The organism is Pseudocolwellia agarivorans, from assembly GCF_002000085.1.
Classification (GTDB): domain Bacteria; phylum Pseudomonadota; class Gammaproteobacteria; order Enterobacterales; family Alteromonadaceae; genus Pseudocolwellia; species Pseudocolwellia agarivorans.
The window spans coordinates 55130-74027 of sequence record NZ_MUZU01000001.1; the positions used below are offsets into that span (position 1 = coordinate 55130).

The window sequence follows — 18898 nt, forward strand, 5'->3', positions numbered from 1 at the left end:
ATTCCGTCAAAATAGCGTTTTTTTTAAACGGCTACCTTGGATATTTAATGCTCAAAAGACAAAAAGATTTTAGCTCTCTCCTAGCTATTTTAATACTGTCTGGTTTTCTTGTAACAAGTTGGCTAAGTTATCAAGTGGCTCGAAGCTCAATAGAAAAACATATCTCAACAGACTCTCTTCCCTTAACAAGCGACAATATTTATTCAGAAATACAACATGATTTATTTAGACCGATTTTCATCTCATCACTTATGGCGCAAGACACCTTTGTGCGTGATTGGAAGTTAAATGGTGAAAATAATCCTGAGAAAGTCGTAAAATACTTAAAAGAAATTCAAACAAAATATAATATAGTAACCAGCTATTTTGTGAGTAATGCAAGTGGCAACTATTACCATCCTAAAGGCATACTCAAAAAAGTATCAAAAAACGATCCGCAAGATAATTGGTATTTTTCTTTTAAAAATACACCTATCACACAAGATTACGAAATCAATATAGATCACGATACCGCTGATCCAAATAACATGACGGTTTTTGTCAATTACAAAGTATATGACTACAACAATAATTTCATTGGTATTACCGGCGTTGGGCTGGCTTTAAATACCGTAAAACAACTCATCGAAAGTTACCAACAGCGCTACCAACGTACCGTTTATTTTATTAATAAAACGGGTGATATAACACTTCATGGTGATAATTTTAGTAATGACTTACAACTTTCAAAACGATTAAAAAACAGTGAACTTGCACATATAATTCTTAATACCTCTTCAAACTCAGTACATTATGAAAACTCAGGTAATAAAATTTATCTTAATAGCCGTTTTATTGAAGAATTTAATTGGTATTTAGTTGTTGAACAAGGCGTGGTAGACAGTGAAAAAGAGCTCACTAAAACCTTTATAATTAATATATTACTCAGCTTACTGGTTACAGCAGGAGTCTTAATTATTGCGCATATCGCTTTTAATCGTTATCAAAGCAAATTAATGGTTATGGCCACTACCGACAAGTTATCAGGACTGATTAATCGACAAGCCTTCGAACCTATCATATTAAACAATATTGAACAGTGTAAAAGAAAAAGCCAACCACTCACATTAATCTTGCTCGATATAGACCATTTCAAACACGTTAATGATACTTACGGACATTTAACAGGCGATAAAGTCATTCAGTATGTTGCTCAAGCATGTAAGCTTTATGTAAGAGAAAGTGATGCTGTGTGTAGATGGGGCGGCGAAGAGTTTATTATTATGCTAGCCGATACTCCTATTGAAGGCGCAAAAAATACAGCTAAACGCATTCAAGAAAACTTACTGAAAAGTGATATAGAACCTAAAGTTACCATAAGTTTTGGTATTACAGCTTATAAATCTAAAGAGCAATTAAGTACCTTTTTAAACAGGGCTGACAATGCCTTATATCAAGCTAAACGAAACGGACGTAACCGTATAGAAATTAAAGAGTAACTTTTTATAATTTGTTCTACGCTTTTATTAAATAGATTTAGTTTTACCTAAAAACAATAATTGAATTATCTCTTTTAAGCTAGCACTTAGTAACCAGTAACTTAATCGACTTTGTTTATTTTTTAATAGGCGCTTTTCATTTTTTTTATGGATAGCTTGAAGACGTAAGGCTTTTTGCTTTTCTTCTAATTTTATTTGATCTCTTCGTTCTTGTGCTAAATTAGCTCGCTCTGAAAATCGAATTCGGCTCTCTGTAGATATACTCGACAAAATACTACCACTACTACCTACTGACTTTGTGCCCTTAACTTGGGTTTTAGGTTTTGGTGAACTACACATAACATCCTCCAGTTAATATTTAATCTCTTCTAAGAAGACCTGACATATTAAAAATAAATTCTCCACAAATAACACTTAAAAATAATCACAATAAAAATCAAAACCTTAATATGATTACATATAAAAATTCAGGCTACTTAACATTGCCATGATCAACATTATTTCTATAAATAATATAAGCTAATTGCATTCAAGTAGATTTATGAAAAATAATGATATAAATAGACGATTCTATGAATTAAAATCATAAGTAAGCTTTATAAAAAAACAAACCATCACATGATTGAAAGAACACATTTATCAATAATAAGAGAAGTCGATCGACTAGGAACACTTACCGAAGCAGCTAATGCGCTATTCCTTACTCAATCAGCTTTAAGTCACGCTATTAAAAAATTAGAAGGTCAATTAGGCATTAAAGTTTGGTCGAAAGAAGGTCGAAATTTACGACTAACTCAAGCAGGCGAACATATATTATCGTTAGCTAATCGCACCCTCCCTCAGCTAGAGCATACCGAACATATCATAGCGCAAATAGCAAAAGGTAAACGAGGTTCATTAAGAATAGGAATGGAATGCCACCCTTGTTATCAGTGGTTATTAACCGTAGTTTCGCCCTATTTAGAACAGTGGCCCGATGTAGACTTAGACGTAAAGCAGCGCTTTCAGTTTGGTGGTTTAGGCGCATTATTTAGCCACGATATAGATGCCTTAGTCACACCAGATCCACTCTTTAAAAAAGGCTTAACCTACCTACCCGTTTTTGATTACGAACTTGTTTTAGTAACACACAAAGATCACCCTTTAGCCAATAAAAGCTTTATAAAACCTCAAGACTTAAGTAATGAAACATTAATCACTTACCCTGTAGAAACTGAACGTCTTGATATTTTTAGTAAGTTTTTAGCCCTTGAACAATGTAGCCCACATAAACATAAAGTAATTGAAACAACTGATATTATGCTGCAAATGGTAGCAAGCAAACGTGGTGTTTCAGCCCTTCCTGCTTGGCTAGTAAAAGAGTATTCAAAAGCATTACCTATTAAAGGTATTAAACTGGGTAAACACGGAATTGATAAACAAATATTTATAGGATTGCGAGAAACAGACATTGAAATTGAATATATTCAAAGCTTTATAGATATAGCCAGTAAGCTTAGTGTAACTAAGTAATACTAGGGTTTGTTTATTCAATAAGGTAAAGTTAATGTTTGCTTTACCCTTTGTACTCCTTGATTAATCAGAGTTAAAAACCTTTAATGAAATTATTAAAATCAACCATACATCCTGACGTTTCAGACCTTTCAAACTCATGTTTTACACGTAAAGCGGCTCGCGCTATTGTACTTAATGGTGATCAAATATTGCTTTTATATACTCAAAGATATCACGACTATACCTTACCCGGTGGTGGCATTGACGAAGGTGAAAGCAATATAGAAGGCTTGATCAGAGAACTACGTGAAGAAACCGGTGCTCATAATGTTACGAACATACAACCCTTTGGTTTATATGAAGAATACCGACCTTGGCATAAAAGCGACTTTGATATTGTACACATGGAGTCGTATTGCTACGTGTGTAACATTGATAATGAATTACGTGCGACAGAGCTAGAAAGCTATGAAATACAAAATGGCATGACTCCCGTCTGGATTAACATTCATCAAGCCATAAAACATAACGAAGAAACACTAGCTAAAAGCGCTAAAAAAGGTTTATCGATAGTACGTGAAACTTTTTTATTGAAAAAAATAGTAGAAGAGTTACTTTAAATTCTCAGCTTTCATTACTGAGTAAAATAGCTTAACCAGAGTTCAGGTTAAATACATAATAAGTAGAACAAAATAGCGATAATCTTCAACTATCAACTATTCTGTTCTATCTATGAACTTAAGATAAAATGTTTACTTGTATGACACTTTAGCTTTATTTTTTAATCTATCTTGGTAAACAGGGTATAAATTATAGGTAGGATAATACTCAGTTGTAAAAGCTTTCCAAGCAGTTTTTTCTATAGCAAGGTTAACATCACGAACTTGATGTGCAGGCACTTCTAACGTAACCACTTGCCCTATCCCCATCATTACATACCAACTTACAACAGAAACGCCTTTAGGCGGAAATGCTTCATAGAAACCTTGCTCCGTTAAAATTTCTTGAATTTCATTTAAGTTTTTACTGTGATCGTGTTTTAAGAAAACAGTCAAAAGAACTGAATCTTTCGGTGGCTTATCAACTGTCGACTCCGCTAGAGAAGTAAAACTTGTTAAAATAAGTACAAAAAGCATAAATAATTTAGTCATAAACTTTCCTTTTTAAAATGGACTTTTAACACCTCATTACGAGGCTAAATAAGAGAAACTAAAATAAAGAGATACACACTAATAGTCAATAAGAATATAACAAACATCATAATAATGATTAAGGCTAATACACGCTGTTTTTAGAGAGACAAGAGCTTATTCCTACGCTTTTGGTAACATAAGAATATTATTAATTAATGCTAACCTAATGATTTTAAATAACATATACCAACAAAACCCCATTGTTAACAATTTATCATGAACAAAGCTTTAAATTATAAACAAAAACGCATACACTTTAATCATATTTAAACACCAAGATTTAAAAATGAAAAACACTACAATTAAAAACAAAAAAGTTATTAGAACACTCGCTTTACTTTCTTTTACTATTTTACAAGCATGTGGCAGTAGCTCAGACACAACTAAACAACCTAATATTCCGGTGACACCAACTAAAGATACGACTCCTGCTGCTTTCACTTTTACTGACATTACCAATGCAAAAGCTCATACCTCATTTGAGTCAAACACTATTACTATTTCAAGCATTACAGAAGCTGTTGCTGTATCGGTTGTCGGTGGAGAATACAAAATTGATGACAGTAATTATACGTCGAATACAGGCACGGTAAGTAACGGCCAAAAAATAACATTAAGAGCGAATTCTGCTAATGCTTCAAACGAAATAACAAATGTAGTTTTAACGGTTGGTGGTGTATCCGACACTTATAGCATTACAACTGCCTTGCCTGTATTAACAGTAGATGTAAATGTAAATATGAAACATCAAACAGGTAACTCCTCAAGTTTCGACCGTAGCAAGTTTATTACTTTGCATGCATCACTTAACGATAATGAATGGCCAAGTGCTGAAATCAGAGACAAATTTCTTAAAGACTACGATGTATATTTAGGACGAAACAACGGCAGCTTACCCTGGTTTTTAAGCCAATTAAAAGGCACTTCAGTTAATGGACAAATATCTTTAGCTGAAACAAAAAAACAAGGCCAAAACGTAAAAAACAACTATAAAAATAGATACCTACAGGATCCTGTAAATATTAAAGCGTTAGAAGAACGGTCTAAAAATATGATGCAAGGCGGACAAATGGTTATGTACCCATTAGGTGAGCAAGGTGTAGCGTGTAATGTAAATCCTTGTAACTCTAACGAATGGTTATCTGGCTACGAAGCCTTAGGCGAATATTTTTCAGCGTATTTAACTCATTACTTTGGAGAAGGCGGAGAATCTGGCCAACCAAAACCCAAGTTAATTGAAGTAGTAAACGAACCGTTTTACTCTGCAGCTAAACATCAAACAACCGCTGCTAATATTTCTAAAATGCATGCTGTAGTTGCTAAAAAAATAAATGAAAATCATCCTGATGTACTCGTTGGTGGCTATACTGCTGCCTGGCCAGGACTTGAAATAGATAACTTCGATTATTTTAGAAATACATGGAAAACCTTTATAGATAATGCAGGTAAAGAATCAGGCTTTTATTCTGTGCATATTTACGATGACTTTAGAGACAACAAAGTACAGTATCGTTCAGGCGCAAATATGGAAGCAATACTCGACTTAATTGATCAATACAGTATTATCAAAATAGGTGAACGTAAGCCTTGGGCTATATCTGAATTAGGCTTTTTCTCTCCTACGTTGTCTCATAAGCAACCTTATACAAAAGAACGCGATTGGTGGAATATTCGCTCATTCTCATCAATGACCTTAAGTTTAATGGACAAACCAGACCAAGTTATATATTCAATGCCATTTGTTATTTTAAAAGCATTGTGGGCAGGTCCTAATGGTATTGATGCCACAGGCAACCGATATGGTTCTCGTTTATTTATTTTAGAAGATGAATTAGACGGCAGTCTTAATGTTCAAGACAACGGCAAGTGGATATATTCTGATTACGTATTATGGTTCGACTTATGGTCAGAGGTTAAAGGCACTCGTATTGATACCACATCAAACGATTTAGACATTCAGGTAGACAGTTATATTGATGGCAACATTGCCTATTTAATTATCAACAACCTTGATACAACATCGCCAGCTGAAATTGCGCTAAATTTAGTAGATAAAAACAAAACGCCAATTCAAAGTATTGACGTTAAACATTTATATTTTGACGAAAACACAAAAGCAGCGGTACTTGATAAACAAACCTTAGCAAATAATATTTCATCGTATACCGTAGATACAGAATCTACTGCGATTATTAAAATTACCTATGCTAACGACTTAGCCATAGATCAAACATCAAGAGAAACTAAGTATTACTCTGATAAACACTTGCAGCCTATTACTGCAAATACTGATATTAGCTTTACGATTAAAGACGTTAATGTAAACAGCCATTACGGTGAAGCAATTATTCGATTGGGTGTTGGCAGAGCGCACAGTAAGTCGCTAAACCCTGTAGTAAAAATTAATGGTTCTGAAGTCGCTGTTATTAAAGATATTCGAGGTCACGATTTAAAAACACGACCTGAATTTTTTGGTGTACTTGAAATCCCCGTAAGCTACGATTTATTACAAGAAAATAATACTATAACGGTTAACTTTCCCGATACGGGCGGTAATGTGAGTAGTGTAACCATGCAAGTATTTAATATGACTGACAAAGCCGCCAGAACACCACGCTAGCTTATTAAAACAACCCCCAACTAAAAACAACAAAACCTCAATAACATGACATTATTGAGGTTTTTTATTAAGCTAAATAAAATGTATCAACTAATTTGACCGCCCTGCTCTTTAATATCGGTTGTATAATCAATACAGCTTTGAGCGGCAATAACTGTGGCCTTAATTAAATCAGTTATTGGCAAAGAAGGTAAATCTCCTTGCGTATTTTGTTCATCCATAAGCGGAATATGAATAAAGCCACAACGAATATCACTGTCGCGCAAATAATGCCGTACGCCATAAAACAAATGATTACACACAAAAGTACCCGCAGTATAAGACACTTTAGCGGGTATGCCTTTTAACTCTATCTCTTTTGAAATAGCTTTTATGGGTAATGTTGAAAAATAGGCATCTGGCCCTCCTACCACAATAGGCTCATCAGTTACTTGTTGGCCCAAATTATCAGGTATAGAAAAGTCATCAAAATTTATGGCTACTTTCTCAGGCGTTATCGTATCTCGACCTGCCGCTTGTCCAAGTAATATAACTACGTCAGGCTTATGCTGTTCAATCGCCAAAATAGCTTGGTTTATTGATTTTTCTCTAACAACAGGTAACAAGCAAGTAACCACTTCTCCTCCTCTTAATGTTAATCCATTAATATGTTCGAGGATTTTTTCGCTAGGGTTAATGTCGTCTTCACCAAATGGTTCGAAACCTGTTACTAAAATTTTCTTCATTAAGCTTTTCATTAAAATAATCTAACCTATATTTTTTTTACAACACCAAGTTTAAAATAAAGTGTGATTAACTGCTCTGCATGAATAGTAACGGGTATATATAAAAAATCAGGCAAAACAAACACTCTTTAACTAGTTATTTGACCTAACTAGCTGTTTAAAATTAGCATTTATCATTAATGGCAATACGCTAACAATGGTAAAAAGTCCGCAAGAGAAATAAACAATTTTTGTATTGTGTTCGAAAAAGTCGATTAATAACCCAGACAAAATATAACCTAAAGGCAATGCTGCTGTCGTAAATGAGCTGAATATAGCAAGAGTACGCCCTCTAAGGTATTCAGGACTAACTAATTGAATAATAGAAGGTAACCAAGCAGAGAGTAAACCAAAAACACAACCTCTAATTATCGACATAATCACAGCAACAGAGGTTGAAGTTGTAACAGCAAAGACCAATAAAGAAACGCCAGATATAAGTATTGAATAAATAATAACCTGTGATTTATCTAATGCTTTAAATAAAGGGGTAACCACTAATAAGCTACCAAGCAATAAACCGACTCCCGTTGTTGCCATTAAGTAACCAAACCACTCTTTAGTTTGATTTAATTGAATTTCAACATAATAAGGCAATCCAATAACAACCGCAGATGAAAAAAAGATAAAACCTGAATAAGTAAGCACTATAGGGAAAAGTCCATTAACGCTTTGAAAGTACTTTAATCCCTCTAAAAGTTCGTTAATTAAATTTTTGGAGTTTTTATTAGTTTCTATATCTGACTTTTTTTTATTATCGAAACGAATAAAACATTCGGTAAATGCCGAAAATATGTAACTCGCACCGTTTATTAATACAAGTAGGGGGGCACTTATAAATACAATTAAAATGCCTGTTAACGCTTGCCCAATAACAACACTTAAATTGAAAGAACTATTTATTAACCCATTGGCTTGAATAATATGTTTTTTAGATACTAAATTAGGGATACTGGCGAGTACAGCTGGTCTAAAAAATGAAGACATAATACTGGAGATTATTGCAGCAAGAAAAAGTGAATACACAATAATTGTTTTTTCTTCTGGATGAAAAATCATTAAATAAGCAATAACTATTGGAACAATTCCACAAATAAAGTCACAAAAAACAATTGTTTTTTTTCTTGACCACCTGTCAACAAAGGCTCCTGCAATAGGCCCAATAATTATACTCGGTAGGAATGTAGCGACGCCCAACAACCCCATAGTAGCAGCCGATGATGTATTGTCTTTTATCCAAATAGCAATAGTTACAAAGTAGATTGTTGAGCCTAACTGGCTTACCAATAACCCTTGTAGTAATAGTATAAAATTAAAATTAAAAAGTCGGTTTTCGTGCATAGTACGCTTAATTTACGTTGAGAATACTTAAACGAATAACAAACCAAAATCCATCATGTTATTTTTAAATAATTTAATAAACCTCAACTTGGCTTAAAAAATACGCCTCTAGCAACTGATTTTGCGAGATCAAAAAAGCCTTAAACAAAACGCTTAAGGCTTTATAAAACAATAAATTGATATTACGTATTAACGATTCATCAAGTAGGTAGTCATTAGTCCAACAGAAGCACCTGTTGCGCCTTTATTACTGCCTTTCTTCCATGCTGTTCCTGCAATATCTAAATGAGCCCATCGCTGACCTTTAACAAACTCAGCTAAGAAACATGCAGCCACAATGCTACCTCCGCCTGGTGAACCGATATTAGCCAGATCAGCAAACGGGCTTTTTAATTGTTTAGTATATTCAGGCCAAATAGGTAATTGCCAAACACGATCACCCGATTGCTCACCAGACGCTTTAAGCTGATCAGCAAACTCCTCGTCGTTACTAAATAAACCAGAAGCATGACCACCCAATGCAACTATGCAAGCTCCCGTTAATGTTGCAACGTCAATAATAGTAGCAGGTTTATATTCTTGTACAAAAGTAAGCGCATCACATAATACTAAGCGGCCTTCAGCATCTGTATTGAGTATTTCGATTGTTTTACCTGACATGCTTTTAATAATATCGCCAGGTCTTGTTGCATTAGCACTCGGCATATTTTCAGCCGCAGCAACAACACACACAACATTAATAGGCAAACCTAACTTAACGACAGAAACCATAGTACCTAAAACACTTGCCGCACCGCACATATCGTATTTCATTTCATCCATAGCCGCGCCAGGTTTTATTGATATACCACCTGAATCAAACGTAATGCCTTTACCTACAAGCGCGTAAGGTGCTTCACCTTCTTTACCGCCTTTGTACTCTAATACAATTAGTTTACTTGGCTGAATAGAACCTTTACCTACACATAAAAGCGCATTCATTCCTTTTTCTGCCATTTCTTTACCATTAAGAATTTTTACTGATACCTGTTCGTTATCATCAGAAAATTTAATAGCTTCTTTCGCAAGGTAACTTGGATTACAAACGTTTGGCGGTAAATCACCTAAGTTTCTAGCAAAGTTTTTACCTTCGCCTATTGCTAAACCTTTTTTAATAGACTCTTGTGCTACTGAAAGATCAGTTTCTTGTGCTACAACGAAAGAAGCCGATGTTAATTTCTTTGGTTTTGAATCAAGCTTATACGCATTAAATTGGTATGCACTCAATGTAAAACTTTCACTAAATCGCTCTAGTAGCCATGGAAAGTCATGGCCTGAAACTTCAAGATCTTCTAAACAAATACTTACATCTGATTTGCCAATTTCATGACAAGACTTCACTAAACTCGATTGAAACTCTTCAAATGCATCTCTCTCCATACAAAAGCTATCAAGGTACATAACAACAAGTCGTTTAGCTTCTATACCTGATGGATTAAACAATACAATATGTTGACCAGACTCTTCGCGTAAGTCTTCGCCATTAAGTCGATCTAATATCAACCCCGGCATAGCGTTTTCTATTGCTTGCGCCGCCTTTGATAATTGTTGTTCCTTACTAACAAAAACAATTAAAGCTTCTGTTTCGATGGATAATAAATCTTGGTTATTTGCTAAAACAGATAAATTCATGGTATTCCTTAAAATATATGTTGAATAATGCACTCGTATAATAAATTATTATAATTCTATAGTTGTAAAACCAAGCTGCTCAGCACCATCGCTATTTGTAAGTACTGAAATGCTTGCTTTATTAGGATCAAGATACTTACGTCCAACGTGTTTTAAATCTTCTTTATTAACCGTTAGTACTTGAGACCTAAACTTCTCTCTTGCTTCAAGGCTTTCTCCCGTTAGCATTTGCTCAAAAGCAGCAGAAACTTGTCCAGCTGGTGATAATGGTTTATCCATATTAGCAATAACACCTAAAATGGCTTCTTCTATCATAGAGTCTGTAATATCAGCTTGTTGTAGCCAATCACTTGCCTTGTCAAAATCAGCAAGCGTTTCACTTAAACGAGGGTCACGATAAGAGAAAAACTTAAACGAACCCGTTGTATTATCTTGAACAGCACCACCACCATACGCACCACCTTGTTCACGTATAACTCGATGTAAAAAATTATGCTTTAAAACATTACCTAATACAGTAAGTTTAGCGGCATCTTCATGTGTAAAAGACACACTAGGATAAGCTTTAGAACAAAAGTTAACTTGTGTATTAGTTACCCAAGCAATATTTTGTTTTTTACTTTCAAACGCCATTGAAAAAGCATTTTGTTGTTCAATGTTTGGTGTTGTAATGTGCTCGTCAACAACTTTACTAAATTGTTCTAAATTAGCGTTTTCTCCCACAACAAGTACTTCTCGAGAACAAGACAGTATTTTATTATGCAATTGCTGTAATTGTTTCGATAATTCAATAACAACATCAGCCTTACCTATTTTCTGTTCAAGTTCACTTATTGATTTAACAAAACTAAAACCTGATTGACTTTCAGTAAGGTAACCAGCTGCACTTATTGAACTAGCCGCAGCCATCATCGCCATTTTATGACCATTTTGCACCAGCTGTCGCATTAAATTATTACGCATAATTTGCACTAGTTCGCCTATACGTTTTGTTTCATCAAAACGAATTTTTTCAATAGCGTTTTGTAAAAACTTAGTCATTTCTTGTTGATTTCTATTTAAACCACTGGCTGAAAAAATAAGCTTTGCATGAATATTATTGACATCATTTATATCAGCTTTAAATATTGCGCTACACGAAAAATCGCCAAGTACACTTGATTTTTTAAGCTGAATATCAAGGTAACTATCTTCACCAATGCCTAAGTTAGAGACCATTGAGGTATATATAGGCATTAACGCAACTTCGTCTTTGTTAAGAGTAGGCATGTCAATAAAGACTTCTTGATAAACTAAACCATTAGTACCTGCTTCATAACACGTAATAGGCAAGTTATTTTTATTCTCAAACACAGGCGTGCAATGTTTTAATTTTGATGGGATATCTTGCTTAGTAACTTTTGGTAAAACGTCTCGATTTACATCTTGTTCTTGGCGAGCTTTCAAATTAGCCATATTATCTAAAATACGTTGCTTATCTTGATCATTAAGCCCTGCCTTAATTTCTGCTAATTTATTTTTTTCAGCCGCTACTTTTTCTTCCGCTAATGTTGTACTTGGTTTAAACATTAAACACACACGATGTGGGTTGTTCAGCAATAGATTATTAACCAAATTCTTTATATAAGCAGGATCTTTTACATCTTGTTGTAATTTAGCGAGTACAGGATCAAAATCTAATGCTTCTAAACCATCACCATAATGGTTCATAACAGTTAAAGCACCTAAAAGAAGCTCTAAACCATAAGGGTATTGACCACCACCGACTTCACGTTTATTTAATTCAAACTGATGTAAACAAGCATCAATCATATTTTGAGGTAAGCCATTCTCGGCTATATCCTCTAATGTAGATATTACAATCTGTTCAATAGCTTTAACATTTTCAGGGTTTGAACCCGATAAACCTACAGTAAAAGACGTTTCTTTAGCGGCGTAGCTCAATGGAGAAAGCGGAAGTAAAGATTTACCTAAACCTGACGCCTCTAATGCTTTTCTAAGTGGGGCAGCACTATTGCCCATTAATAACTTAACTAAAAGTTGTGTTTTGATAGACTCTTCAATATTTGCTGACTCACCCAATAACCAACTTATTGCGATGTAGGTTTTATCTTCAACACTATTGTTAGCTGCAACCGGGTAATAAGTTTCACGGTATTGTGGTTCGGTATATCGAACTTCATTAGCAACTTCAATTTTTATATCTGATTTGCTAAAACGTTTAAGTGCTAATTCTTCAAACTCTGCTTGGTGAGTTATTGCATCTATATCTCCAAAAGTAAAAAGCATGGCATTACTCGGGTGATAATGCGACTCATAAAAAGCTTTAAACTCGTCGTAAGTTAAGTCGGTAATATTTTCAGGATCACCACCACTGTTATAATGGTTTGTTACCGTTTGATATAAATGATGTTCAATAGCCTGAGATAGCTGAGCACTATCGGCACTTAATGCGCCTTTCATTTCATTAAACACAACGCCTTTAAACAATAGCTCTGAATCAGGGTTATTCGCTTCAGCAAACTCTAAACGATGCCCTTCTTGTGCAAATGCTAATGGATCTAGTGTTGGAAAAAACACAGCGTCTAGGTATACGTTTAATAAATTATTAAAATCTTTTTTATTTAAACTCGCAAAAGGGTAAGCTGTCCAATCTGAACTCGTAAAAGCATTCATAAAAGTATTTAACGAGCGACTAACCATTGACATAAAAGGGTCATTTACTGCATATTTTTCGCTACCGCATAATGCCGTATGTTCTAAAATATGAGCCACCCCCGTCGAATTTTCAGGCACAGTTCTAAACGCTGCCATAAAAACATTTTCTTCACTCTCAGACGCCAAATGGAGGTGAATAGCCCCTGTTTTTTTATGTTTAAATTCTTGATAATGAACGTTTAATGATTCAATTTTTTTTTCTTTTATTAATTCAAATGCCGGATGATGACTAACAGACATAATGGTACTCCCAAACGAATAATATAAAAGTTGATAACGAGTATATCGTTATCAACTGAAATGAATGAGCTGTTATTTAAGTTTAAATAACAGCTTGGTGTTATTAATGGCCTGCTATAAATTTCTCAGCTTCTAAAGCCGCCATACATCCCATACCCGCAGCCGTAACAGCTTGTCGATATATTTTGTCTGTAACGTCGCCCGCAGCAAAGACTCCAGGAACGTTTGTTGCTGTTGAGTCTGGCATATGTAATATATAACCCGACTCATCCATATCAATATGCCCTTTAAAAACAGCCGTTGAAGGACTATGGCCTATTGCAACAAAAACGCCTTCAGTTTTATGTTCTGAAGTTTCTCCCGTGTTAACATTTTTCAAACGTACACCAGTTACTCCAAGAGGTTCTTCATCGCCAAGTACTTCTTCTAATGTTGAATTCCATATAACATCAATATTATCTTTTTCGAATAATCGTTCCTGAAGAATTTTCTCAGAACGTAATTCGTCACGACGATGAACCAAGGTAACTTTTTTAGCAATATTAGATAAATAAAGTGCTTCTTCAACCGCTGTATTACCACCACCAATAACCATAACTTCCATACCACGGTAGAAAAATCCATCACAGGTAGCGCAAGCAGAAACCCCGTAACCACTAAACTTTTGCTCTGATTCTAAACCTAACCAACGTGCTTGAGCGCCTGTTGCTATAATGACAGACTGTGCAAGATATTGTGTACCAGACTCCCCTTTAGCTTTATAAGGCTGCGAAGAAAAATCCACTTCAGAGATCATATCGGTGATCATTTCAGTACCAACATTTTCTGCTTGTTGTTGCATTTGCTCCATTAACCAAGGTCCTTGAACTGGATCTGCAAAGCCAGGGTAGTTTTCTACATCGGTTGTAATAGTAAGTTGACCACCTGGTTGTGGGCCTGTCACCATAACAGGCTTTAACGATGCACGAGCTGCATATATTGCAGCGGTATATCCTGCAGGGCCTGAACCTATAATTAAAACTGGACACTCTTTTACTAGAGTCATGTTGTCTCCTATTATTCTGATTAATCATGTGTGGGCAAATTACAATGCCTAATACCGCATTTTTAGCGATACCTTGTCGAATCAAGAAAATGTTACGTAGATAACGGTGAGGAATAACTGCGTATAAAGTTTTTCTATAAGTTAATTAACGAACAGAACTCAAAAATCAGGCAAAAAAATAGGCTTTAATATAAAAGCCTATTTTAAAAGGGTTAGTACAACGGTTACTCACTAATTATGAGATATTCCGTAATCCACTATATGGTATGTAAAGTGGTTGTTTTTGTTAAACCATCTAACCTTAACTCCACACTGTGGTATTGCTTGAGCGATTCTCTATGCGCAATTGACACTATGGTGGTATTAGGTAGCTCACGTTTAAGGGCTTTATAAATCTCAGCCTCTGTTTTCGGATCTAACGCTGACGTTGACTCATCTAAAAATAACCAAGCAGGTTCAGCAAGCAAAGCTCTAACAAAAGAGATCCTTTGTTGTTCACCACCTGACAATACTTTAGACCAATCGTCATCTACATCTAACTTATCAATAAATTTAGACAGCATGCATATTTCCATACAACGCTTTAATCGAACATCGCTAACATTATTTCCATCGCTAGGATATAAAAGTACCTCTCTTAATGTTCCTTTTGGTAGGTAAGATTTTTGCGGTATAAACATAGTTTTACTATTAGGCTGTTTTATTACGCCGCTCCCCCATAACCACAACCCCGAAAGTGCTCTAAAAAGAGTGCTTTTTCCGCTACCAGAGGTTCCTGTAATAACGACATTGTTTCCAGGCTTTAAAACAAAATCGACATTTTCAGCTAATAGTTCACCTGTAGGGAGTGCAATAGATACCTTTTCAGCTTGTATTTCATTTGCATTATTTTTTTCAACAATTAAACGCCTGTCTTTAGAATCGTTTTCTGCTGCTTTAATGCCTTCTTCTAATAAAATAATACGATCAACACTTGATTTCCATTCAGCGATAACCTCATATCTAGTAGCAAACCAAGTCATTGAAGCTTCTACTGACATAAAAGCACCACGCAGCTGCATTAAACCACCTATAGCAATATTTCCTGCAATTAAGGCTGGCATTGCTACAAGGTATGGAAATATCTGTGATAACTGTCCCATCCCCATATTTAATGCTAACAGGCGCTTTTTATATTTAAGTAATTCGATCCAATTACTTTTAATGTCACCAAACTCCTGCTTTAACTGCTTTCTCTCAGTCGCTTCACCACCTAGTAAAGAAACACTCTCTGCGTTTTCACGTAATCTAACTAAGTGAAATCGAAAGTTAGCTTCTTTATGTTGGCGCTCAAAGTTCAATGGCATTAATTGCTTACCAAACTTATGAGTTAACCAAATAGCTAGTATTGCATAAACTAAAGCAACCCAAAACATATAACCGGGTATATAAAAATCAACGCCCATGGCATCAAACTCTAAAGCGCCCGAAACTTCCCATAAAATAAAACTAAATACCACTAAATGGCCAACATTAGATAATAAGCTTATGCCTAATTCTATCGTTTCATTAGCAATATTATAGGTGTCTTGAGAAATACGCTGATCGGGGTTATCAACATTGTAATCTTTAAGCCCCATCTGGTTAAATATACCGTTATTAATATATCTTGCTTGATAACGATTTGTTAAAAACTCACGCCAACTTATAATCAGATGATATTTAACATGCATCTGAGCAAGATAAGAAATCAGCATTACACCAAACAAACCTATCCAAAACCAAAACACGCTCCAGAACTTTTCAAATTCGCGATTATCCAGTACATCCATAAAGTCTCGATTCGCGTAGCTTAAACTAGAGACTAAATAAAGTTGTACACCTTCAATGGCGAGCATGGTCAACAATAAGGCCCACGCAACCTTTTTATACTCTGGTGACGTCCAATAAGGCTTTGCCACATGATATGTACGAACTAGGTATTCTTTAACATTTTTCAAAGCCTGAAACATAGGCAACATTAGTATTGCTCCAGCAACTCAATAACTTTTTTACCATCAGTACGTTTTTCGGCTACTTTTTTAGAAAAAGCTAACGGTGTATCTCCTTTCTCATTTTTTGCTTTAGGGTCTAACCCCTGCTCAAGTAAAAATTGAGTCATTTCAAAGTGGCCTTGATAACCAGCAATATGCAGTGCCGTGTTATTACCACGCATAATCACTTTAATATTTAATCCTTTAGTCATTAGCCATTTCATAGTTTCTACATCATTATCGGATAGTAAACCTTGTAGTACTACGTAAGAGCCAACAGAGTTTTGCCAATTAACATCTGCACCAGCATCTAATAACATTTCAGCCATAGCCCTTTGCTTCATAGCAACTGCAGGCACTAATGGTGAGTTTTCACGTTCCCCCGTTGGGTTTAAATATTCAGGGTGACGAGTAATTACTTCTTTTACCGGCTCAATATTACCTAGGGCGACATTATCTGAAAATGACAGTGCGGGATTAAAGGTTAGCAACAAATCAATACGCTCTTGCAATTTAAAAGCAATAGCCATAGAAATTGGGGGAGCCCCTCTTTGCAGTGGCTCATTTACAACGTTAGGATTAGCAACTAAATATGCTTTAACGCGATCGATATCCCCTTGCAATAAAAACTCTTCACGAAAAGCTAAATCATCTAGATTAGCCTCTAAAGATCCTGTAGCACTTAACCCATTTAAATAGCCATCAATTAAAGTAGATAAATGATTAACCGAACGGAAATTACCAATATCTTGTACTATTTCTCCTTTATCAACTAATAATACATGAGGAATACCACGTACATTATACTGCTTACAAAGCTTTGGATTTTTTTCTGTGTCCACTTTTACCACTTTAACTTTACCTTCATATTTGCATGAAAGCTCATCGAGTACCGGAGACAAGTTTTTACAAGGACCACACCATTGGGCCCAAAAATCTAAAACGACGGGGGTGTCTGATGCTAAAACATCTTGTTGAAAGCTTGCGTCTGTTGTATTGATAATAGCTGTTGTCATTATTTTTAAGACCTTATTTAGAATTAATGAGAAAAAACCCAAACAAATCCTTATGTTTTGGGTAGGGCAATTAATATGAACAATTTATAAAGGTTGGGGTATTTGTCCATATACTATTTAAACGAATAGAATGTAAAAATCAGTCAACTAATTTCTAATTCATAAAAATTAGTCGAGCATTTCAACCAAGGTTTGATATTTATTTTTTTCTTCGGTCATATCTTTCTCACCATTTTTACCGTAGCGTTCAATTCTTAGTTCTAAAGCTTGTAATGGTGTGTTTCCATCATTATCTACTAATGAATTATTTAAGCCTTTATCAAGTAATAACTGAATGTTTTCTTTGTTTAATTTTCCACCAAAAAAATCAGCAGAAGTAACCATGTGCAATAAAGACTCACCCCGGTGTCCTTTAGCATGAATATCAGCACCGTGCTCAATTAATAACTTCAATAAATCTGTACTATTCCTTGATGCAACGAGCGCTACAGCACTTACTGGCATGTGTTTAGGGTACATATGTATGTCTGCTTTATTATCAATCAATAATTTACAAACCTCATATTGACCATGACGTGCAGCTAACCAAAAAGCCGTAGTGCCATTAATATCGGTTTGATTAACATCAAGAGTTTCGTCAGCAAGTAAAGACTCTACTTCTTTCAGCTTACCTAATCCTGCCAGCTCAATAAACGATAGTTCAGGATTTGCTGAAAGCAATACATGAACGCGTTCATTTATAGATCTATCTAACACTGCAGACACCGGTGATACACCACCAGATAAAAGCTTACTAGCAATTTCAGGGTGCTCAGCCACCGCTGTTTGTAACGATTCAATGTCACTGGTAAGTACAAACGACGTTCTAAATTCATCATCTTTAAGTAATTCAGCTAAGTCAGGCTCGCCAGCATCAGTTAAGGCATTATCAATAACTTTTTCGTAGTTGCTTTTAGGGTTTAATCCCATTAAATTTAACTTTTTCTCCCCTTCGTTAAATAAAAACACGTTAGGAATACTACGAACACCAAATTTTGCAGCAGTAGCGGGCGACTCTTCGGTATTAATTTTTACAATTTTAGCTTTACCTTGATATTGGTCAGCAAGCTCAGCTAATACAGGCGCAAGCTGCTTACATGGCATACACCACGGCGCCCAAAAATCGACTAACACTGGCACTGTAGACTGAATAACTTCTGATTCAAAATTATCATCATTTACTTCAATAAAATTCATTTAAAAAACCTCAGGTTATGTTATAGGGTGTAGAAATATGAGAAAGATAGTCTCCATAGAAAGAAAAAGG

14 protein-coding genes are annotated in these 18898 nt (G+C 35.1%); 4 read left to right on the forward strand and 10 right to left on the reverse strand.

What is annotated here, in order from left to right:
• Nucleotides 1-47: 47 nt before the first annotated feature.
• Nucleotides 48-1478 (forward strand): sensor domain-containing diguanylate cyclase, encoded by a 1431-nt coding sequence (locus B0X80_RS00230; RefSeq protein ID WP_077337852.1) that lies wholly within the window; start codon nucleotides 48-50, stop codon nucleotides 1476-1478.
• A 27-nt stretch (nucleotides 1479-1505) separates the two neighbouring features.
• On the opposite strand, the gene B0X80_RS00235 is transcribed toward B0X80_RS00230, so the two are convergent.
• Nucleotides 1506-1817, reverse strand: a complete 312-nt coding sequence (locus B0X80_RS00235) for a hypothetical protein (RefSeq protein WP_077337853.1) — start codon at nucleotides 1815-1817, stop codon at nucleotides 1506-1508.
• 279 nt (nucleotides 1818-2096) lie between these two features.
• Here B0X80_RS00235 and B0X80_RS00240 point away from each other — a divergent pair, with 279 nt between their 5' ends.
• Both B0X80_RS00240 and B0X80_RS00245 read left to right on the forward strand, forming a co-directional pair.
• The gene (locus tag B0X80_RS00240; protein WP_077337854.1) at nucleotides 2097-2990 is read left to right on the forward strand and encodes a LysR family transcriptional regulator; all 894 of its coding nucleotides are present in this window, start codon (nucleotides 2097-2099) and stop codon (nucleotides 2988-2990) included.
• A gap of 86 nt (nucleotides 2991-3076) precedes the next feature.
• Nucleotides 3077-3592, forward strand: coding sequence for an NUDIX hydrolase (locus B0X80_RS00245; protein WP_077337855.1), 516 nt, complete (start codon nucleotides 3077-3079; stop codon nucleotides 3590-3592).
• A gap of 132 nt (nucleotides 3593-3724) precedes the next feature.
• Here B0X80_RS00245 and B0X80_RS00250 read toward each other — a convergent pair whose 3' ends face one another.
• Entirely contained in the window at nucleotides 3725-4123 is a 399-nt protein-coding gene (locus B0X80_RS00250) for a hypothetical protein (RefSeq protein WP_077337856.1), read from the reverse strand.
• A 328-nt stretch (nucleotides 4124-4451) separates the two neighbouring features.
• On the opposite strand from B0X80_RS00250, the gene B0X80_RS00255 reads away from it, so the two are divergent.
• Nucleotides 4452-6785, forward strand: a complete 2334-nt coding sequence (locus B0X80_RS00255) for a hypothetical protein (RefSeq protein ID WP_077337857.1) — start codon at nucleotides 4452-4454, stop codon at nucleotides 6783-6785.
• Nucleotides 6786-6871: 86 nt separating this feature from the next.
• Here B0X80_RS00255 and pcp read toward each other — a convergent pair whose 3' ends face one another.
• The 8 genes from pcp to trxA (B0X80_RS00295) all read right to left on the reverse strand — a co-directional run bounded on the left by pcp (nucleotide 6872) and on the right by trxA (B0X80_RS00295) (nucleotide 18828).
• Nucleotides 6872-7510 carry a pyroglutamyl-peptidase I gene (gene pcp / locus B0X80_RS00260; protein ID WP_077338339.1) on the reverse strand — a complete coding sequence of 213 codons (639 nt, stop codon included), beginning with the start codon at nucleotides 7508-7510 and terminating at the stop codon, nucleotides 6872-6874.
• Between the two features lie 132 nt (nucleotides 7511-7642).
• A complete protein-coding gene (locus tag B0X80_RS00265; RefSeq protein ID WP_077337858.1) occupies nucleotides 7643-8890 on the reverse strand; it encodes an MFS transporter in 1248 nt (415 codons plus the stop codon).
• 189 nt (nucleotides 8891-9079) lie between these two features.
• Nucleotides 9080-10561: a leucyl aminopeptidase gene (locus B0X80_RS00270; protein ID WP_077337859.1), complete on the reverse strand. Its 1482-nt coding sequence runs from the start codon at nucleotides 10559-10561 to the stop codon at nucleotides 9080-9082.
• A 48-nt stretch (nucleotides 10562-10609) separates the two neighbouring features.
• A complete protein-coding gene (locus B0X80_RS00275; protein WP_077337860.1) occupies nucleotides 10610-13519 on the reverse strand; it encodes an insulinase family protein in 2910 nt (969 codons plus the stop codon).
• 103 nt (nucleotides 13520-13622) lie between these two features.
• Nucleotides 13623-14564: a thioredoxin-disulfide reductase gene (gene trxB / locus B0X80_RS00280; protein ID WP_077337861.1), complete on the reverse strand. Its 942-nt coding sequence runs from the start codon at nucleotides 14562-14564 to the stop codon at nucleotides 13623-13625.
• Between the two features lie 257 nt (nucleotides 14565-14821).
• Nucleotides 14822-16564, reverse strand: a complete 1743-nt coding sequence (locus B0X80_RS00285) for an ABC transporter ATP-binding protein/permease (RefSeq protein WP_077337862.1) — start codon at nucleotides 16562-16564, stop codon at nucleotides 14822-14824.
• Nucleotides 16564-17592: a thioredoxin gene (gene trxA / locus B0X80_RS00290; protein WP_077337863.1), complete on the reverse strand. Its 1029-nt coding sequence runs from the start codon at nucleotides 17590-17592 to the stop codon at nucleotides 16564-16566. The genes B0X80_RS00285 and trxA (B0X80_RS00290) overlap by 1 nt, the downstream gene beginning before the upstream one ends.
• Nucleotides 17593-17760: 168 nt before the next feature.
• Complete coding sequence (gene trxA, locus B0X80_RS00295; protein WP_077337864.1) at nucleotides 17761-18828, reverse strand: thioredoxin; 1068 nt, start codon at nucleotides 18826-18828, stop codon at nucleotides 17761-17763.
• Nucleotides 18829-18898: the final 70 nt, after the last annotated feature.

What these genes read in the sequence shown, in the direction of transcription:
- B0X80_RS00230 (WP_077337852.1), top strand. Translation starts at nt 48, where the DNA reads ATGCTCAAAAGACAAAAAGATTTTAGCTCTCTCCTAGCTATTTTAATA.
- B0X80_RS00235 (WP_077337853.1), bottom strand. Translation starts at nt 1,817, where the DNA reads ATGTGTAGTTCACCAAAACCTAAAACCCAAGTTAAGGGCACAAAGTCA.
- B0X80_RS00240 (WP_077337854.1), top strand. Translation starts at nt 2,097, where the DNA reads ATGATTGAAAGAACACATTTATCAATAATAAGAGAAGTCGATCGACTA.
- B0X80_RS00245 (WP_077337855.1), top strand. Translation starts at nt 3,077, where the DNA reads ATGAAATTATTAAAATCAACCATACATCCTGACGTTTCAGACCTTTCA.
- B0X80_RS00250 (WP_077337856.1), bottom strand. Translation starts at nt 4,123, where the DNA reads ATGACTAAATTATTTATGCTTTTTGTACTTATTTTAACAAGTTTTACT.
- B0X80_RS00255 (WP_077337857.1), top strand. Translation starts at nt 4,452, where the DNA reads ATGAAAAACACTACAATTAAAAACAAAAAAGTTATTAGAACACTCGCT.
- pcp (WP_077338339.1), bottom strand. Translation starts at nt 7,510, where the DNA reads ATGAAGAAAATTTTAGTAACAGGTTTCGAACCATTTGGTGAAGACGAC.
- B0X80_RS00265 (WP_077337858.1), bottom strand. Translation starts at nt 8,890, where the DNA reads ATGCACGAAAACCGACTTTTTAATTTTAATTTTATACTATTACTACAA.
- B0X80_RS00270 (WP_077337859.1), bottom strand. Translation starts at nt 10,561, where the DNA reads ATGAATTTATCTGTTTTAGCAAATAACCAAGATTTATTATCCATCGAA.
- B0X80_RS00275 (WP_077337860.1), bottom strand. Translation starts at nt 13,519, where the DNA reads ATGTCTGTTAGTCATCATCCGGCATTTGAATTAATAAAAGAAAAAAAA.
- trxB (WP_077337861.1), bottom strand. Translation starts at nt 14,564, where the DNA reads ATGACTCTAGTAAAAGAGTGTCCAGTTTTAATTATAGGTTCAGGCCCT.
- B0X80_RS00285 (WP_077337862.1), bottom strand. Translation starts at nt 16,564, where the DNA reads ATGTTGCCTATGTTTCAGGCTTTGAAAAATGTTAAAGAATACCTAGTT.
- trxA (WP_077337863.1), bottom strand. Translation starts at nt 17,592, where the DNA reads ATGACAACAGCTATTATCAATACAACAGACGCAAGCTTTCAACAAGAT.
- trxA (WP_077337864.1), bottom strand. Translation starts at nt 18,828, where the DNA reads ATGAATTTTATTGAAGTAAATGATGATAATTTTGAATCAGAAGTTATT.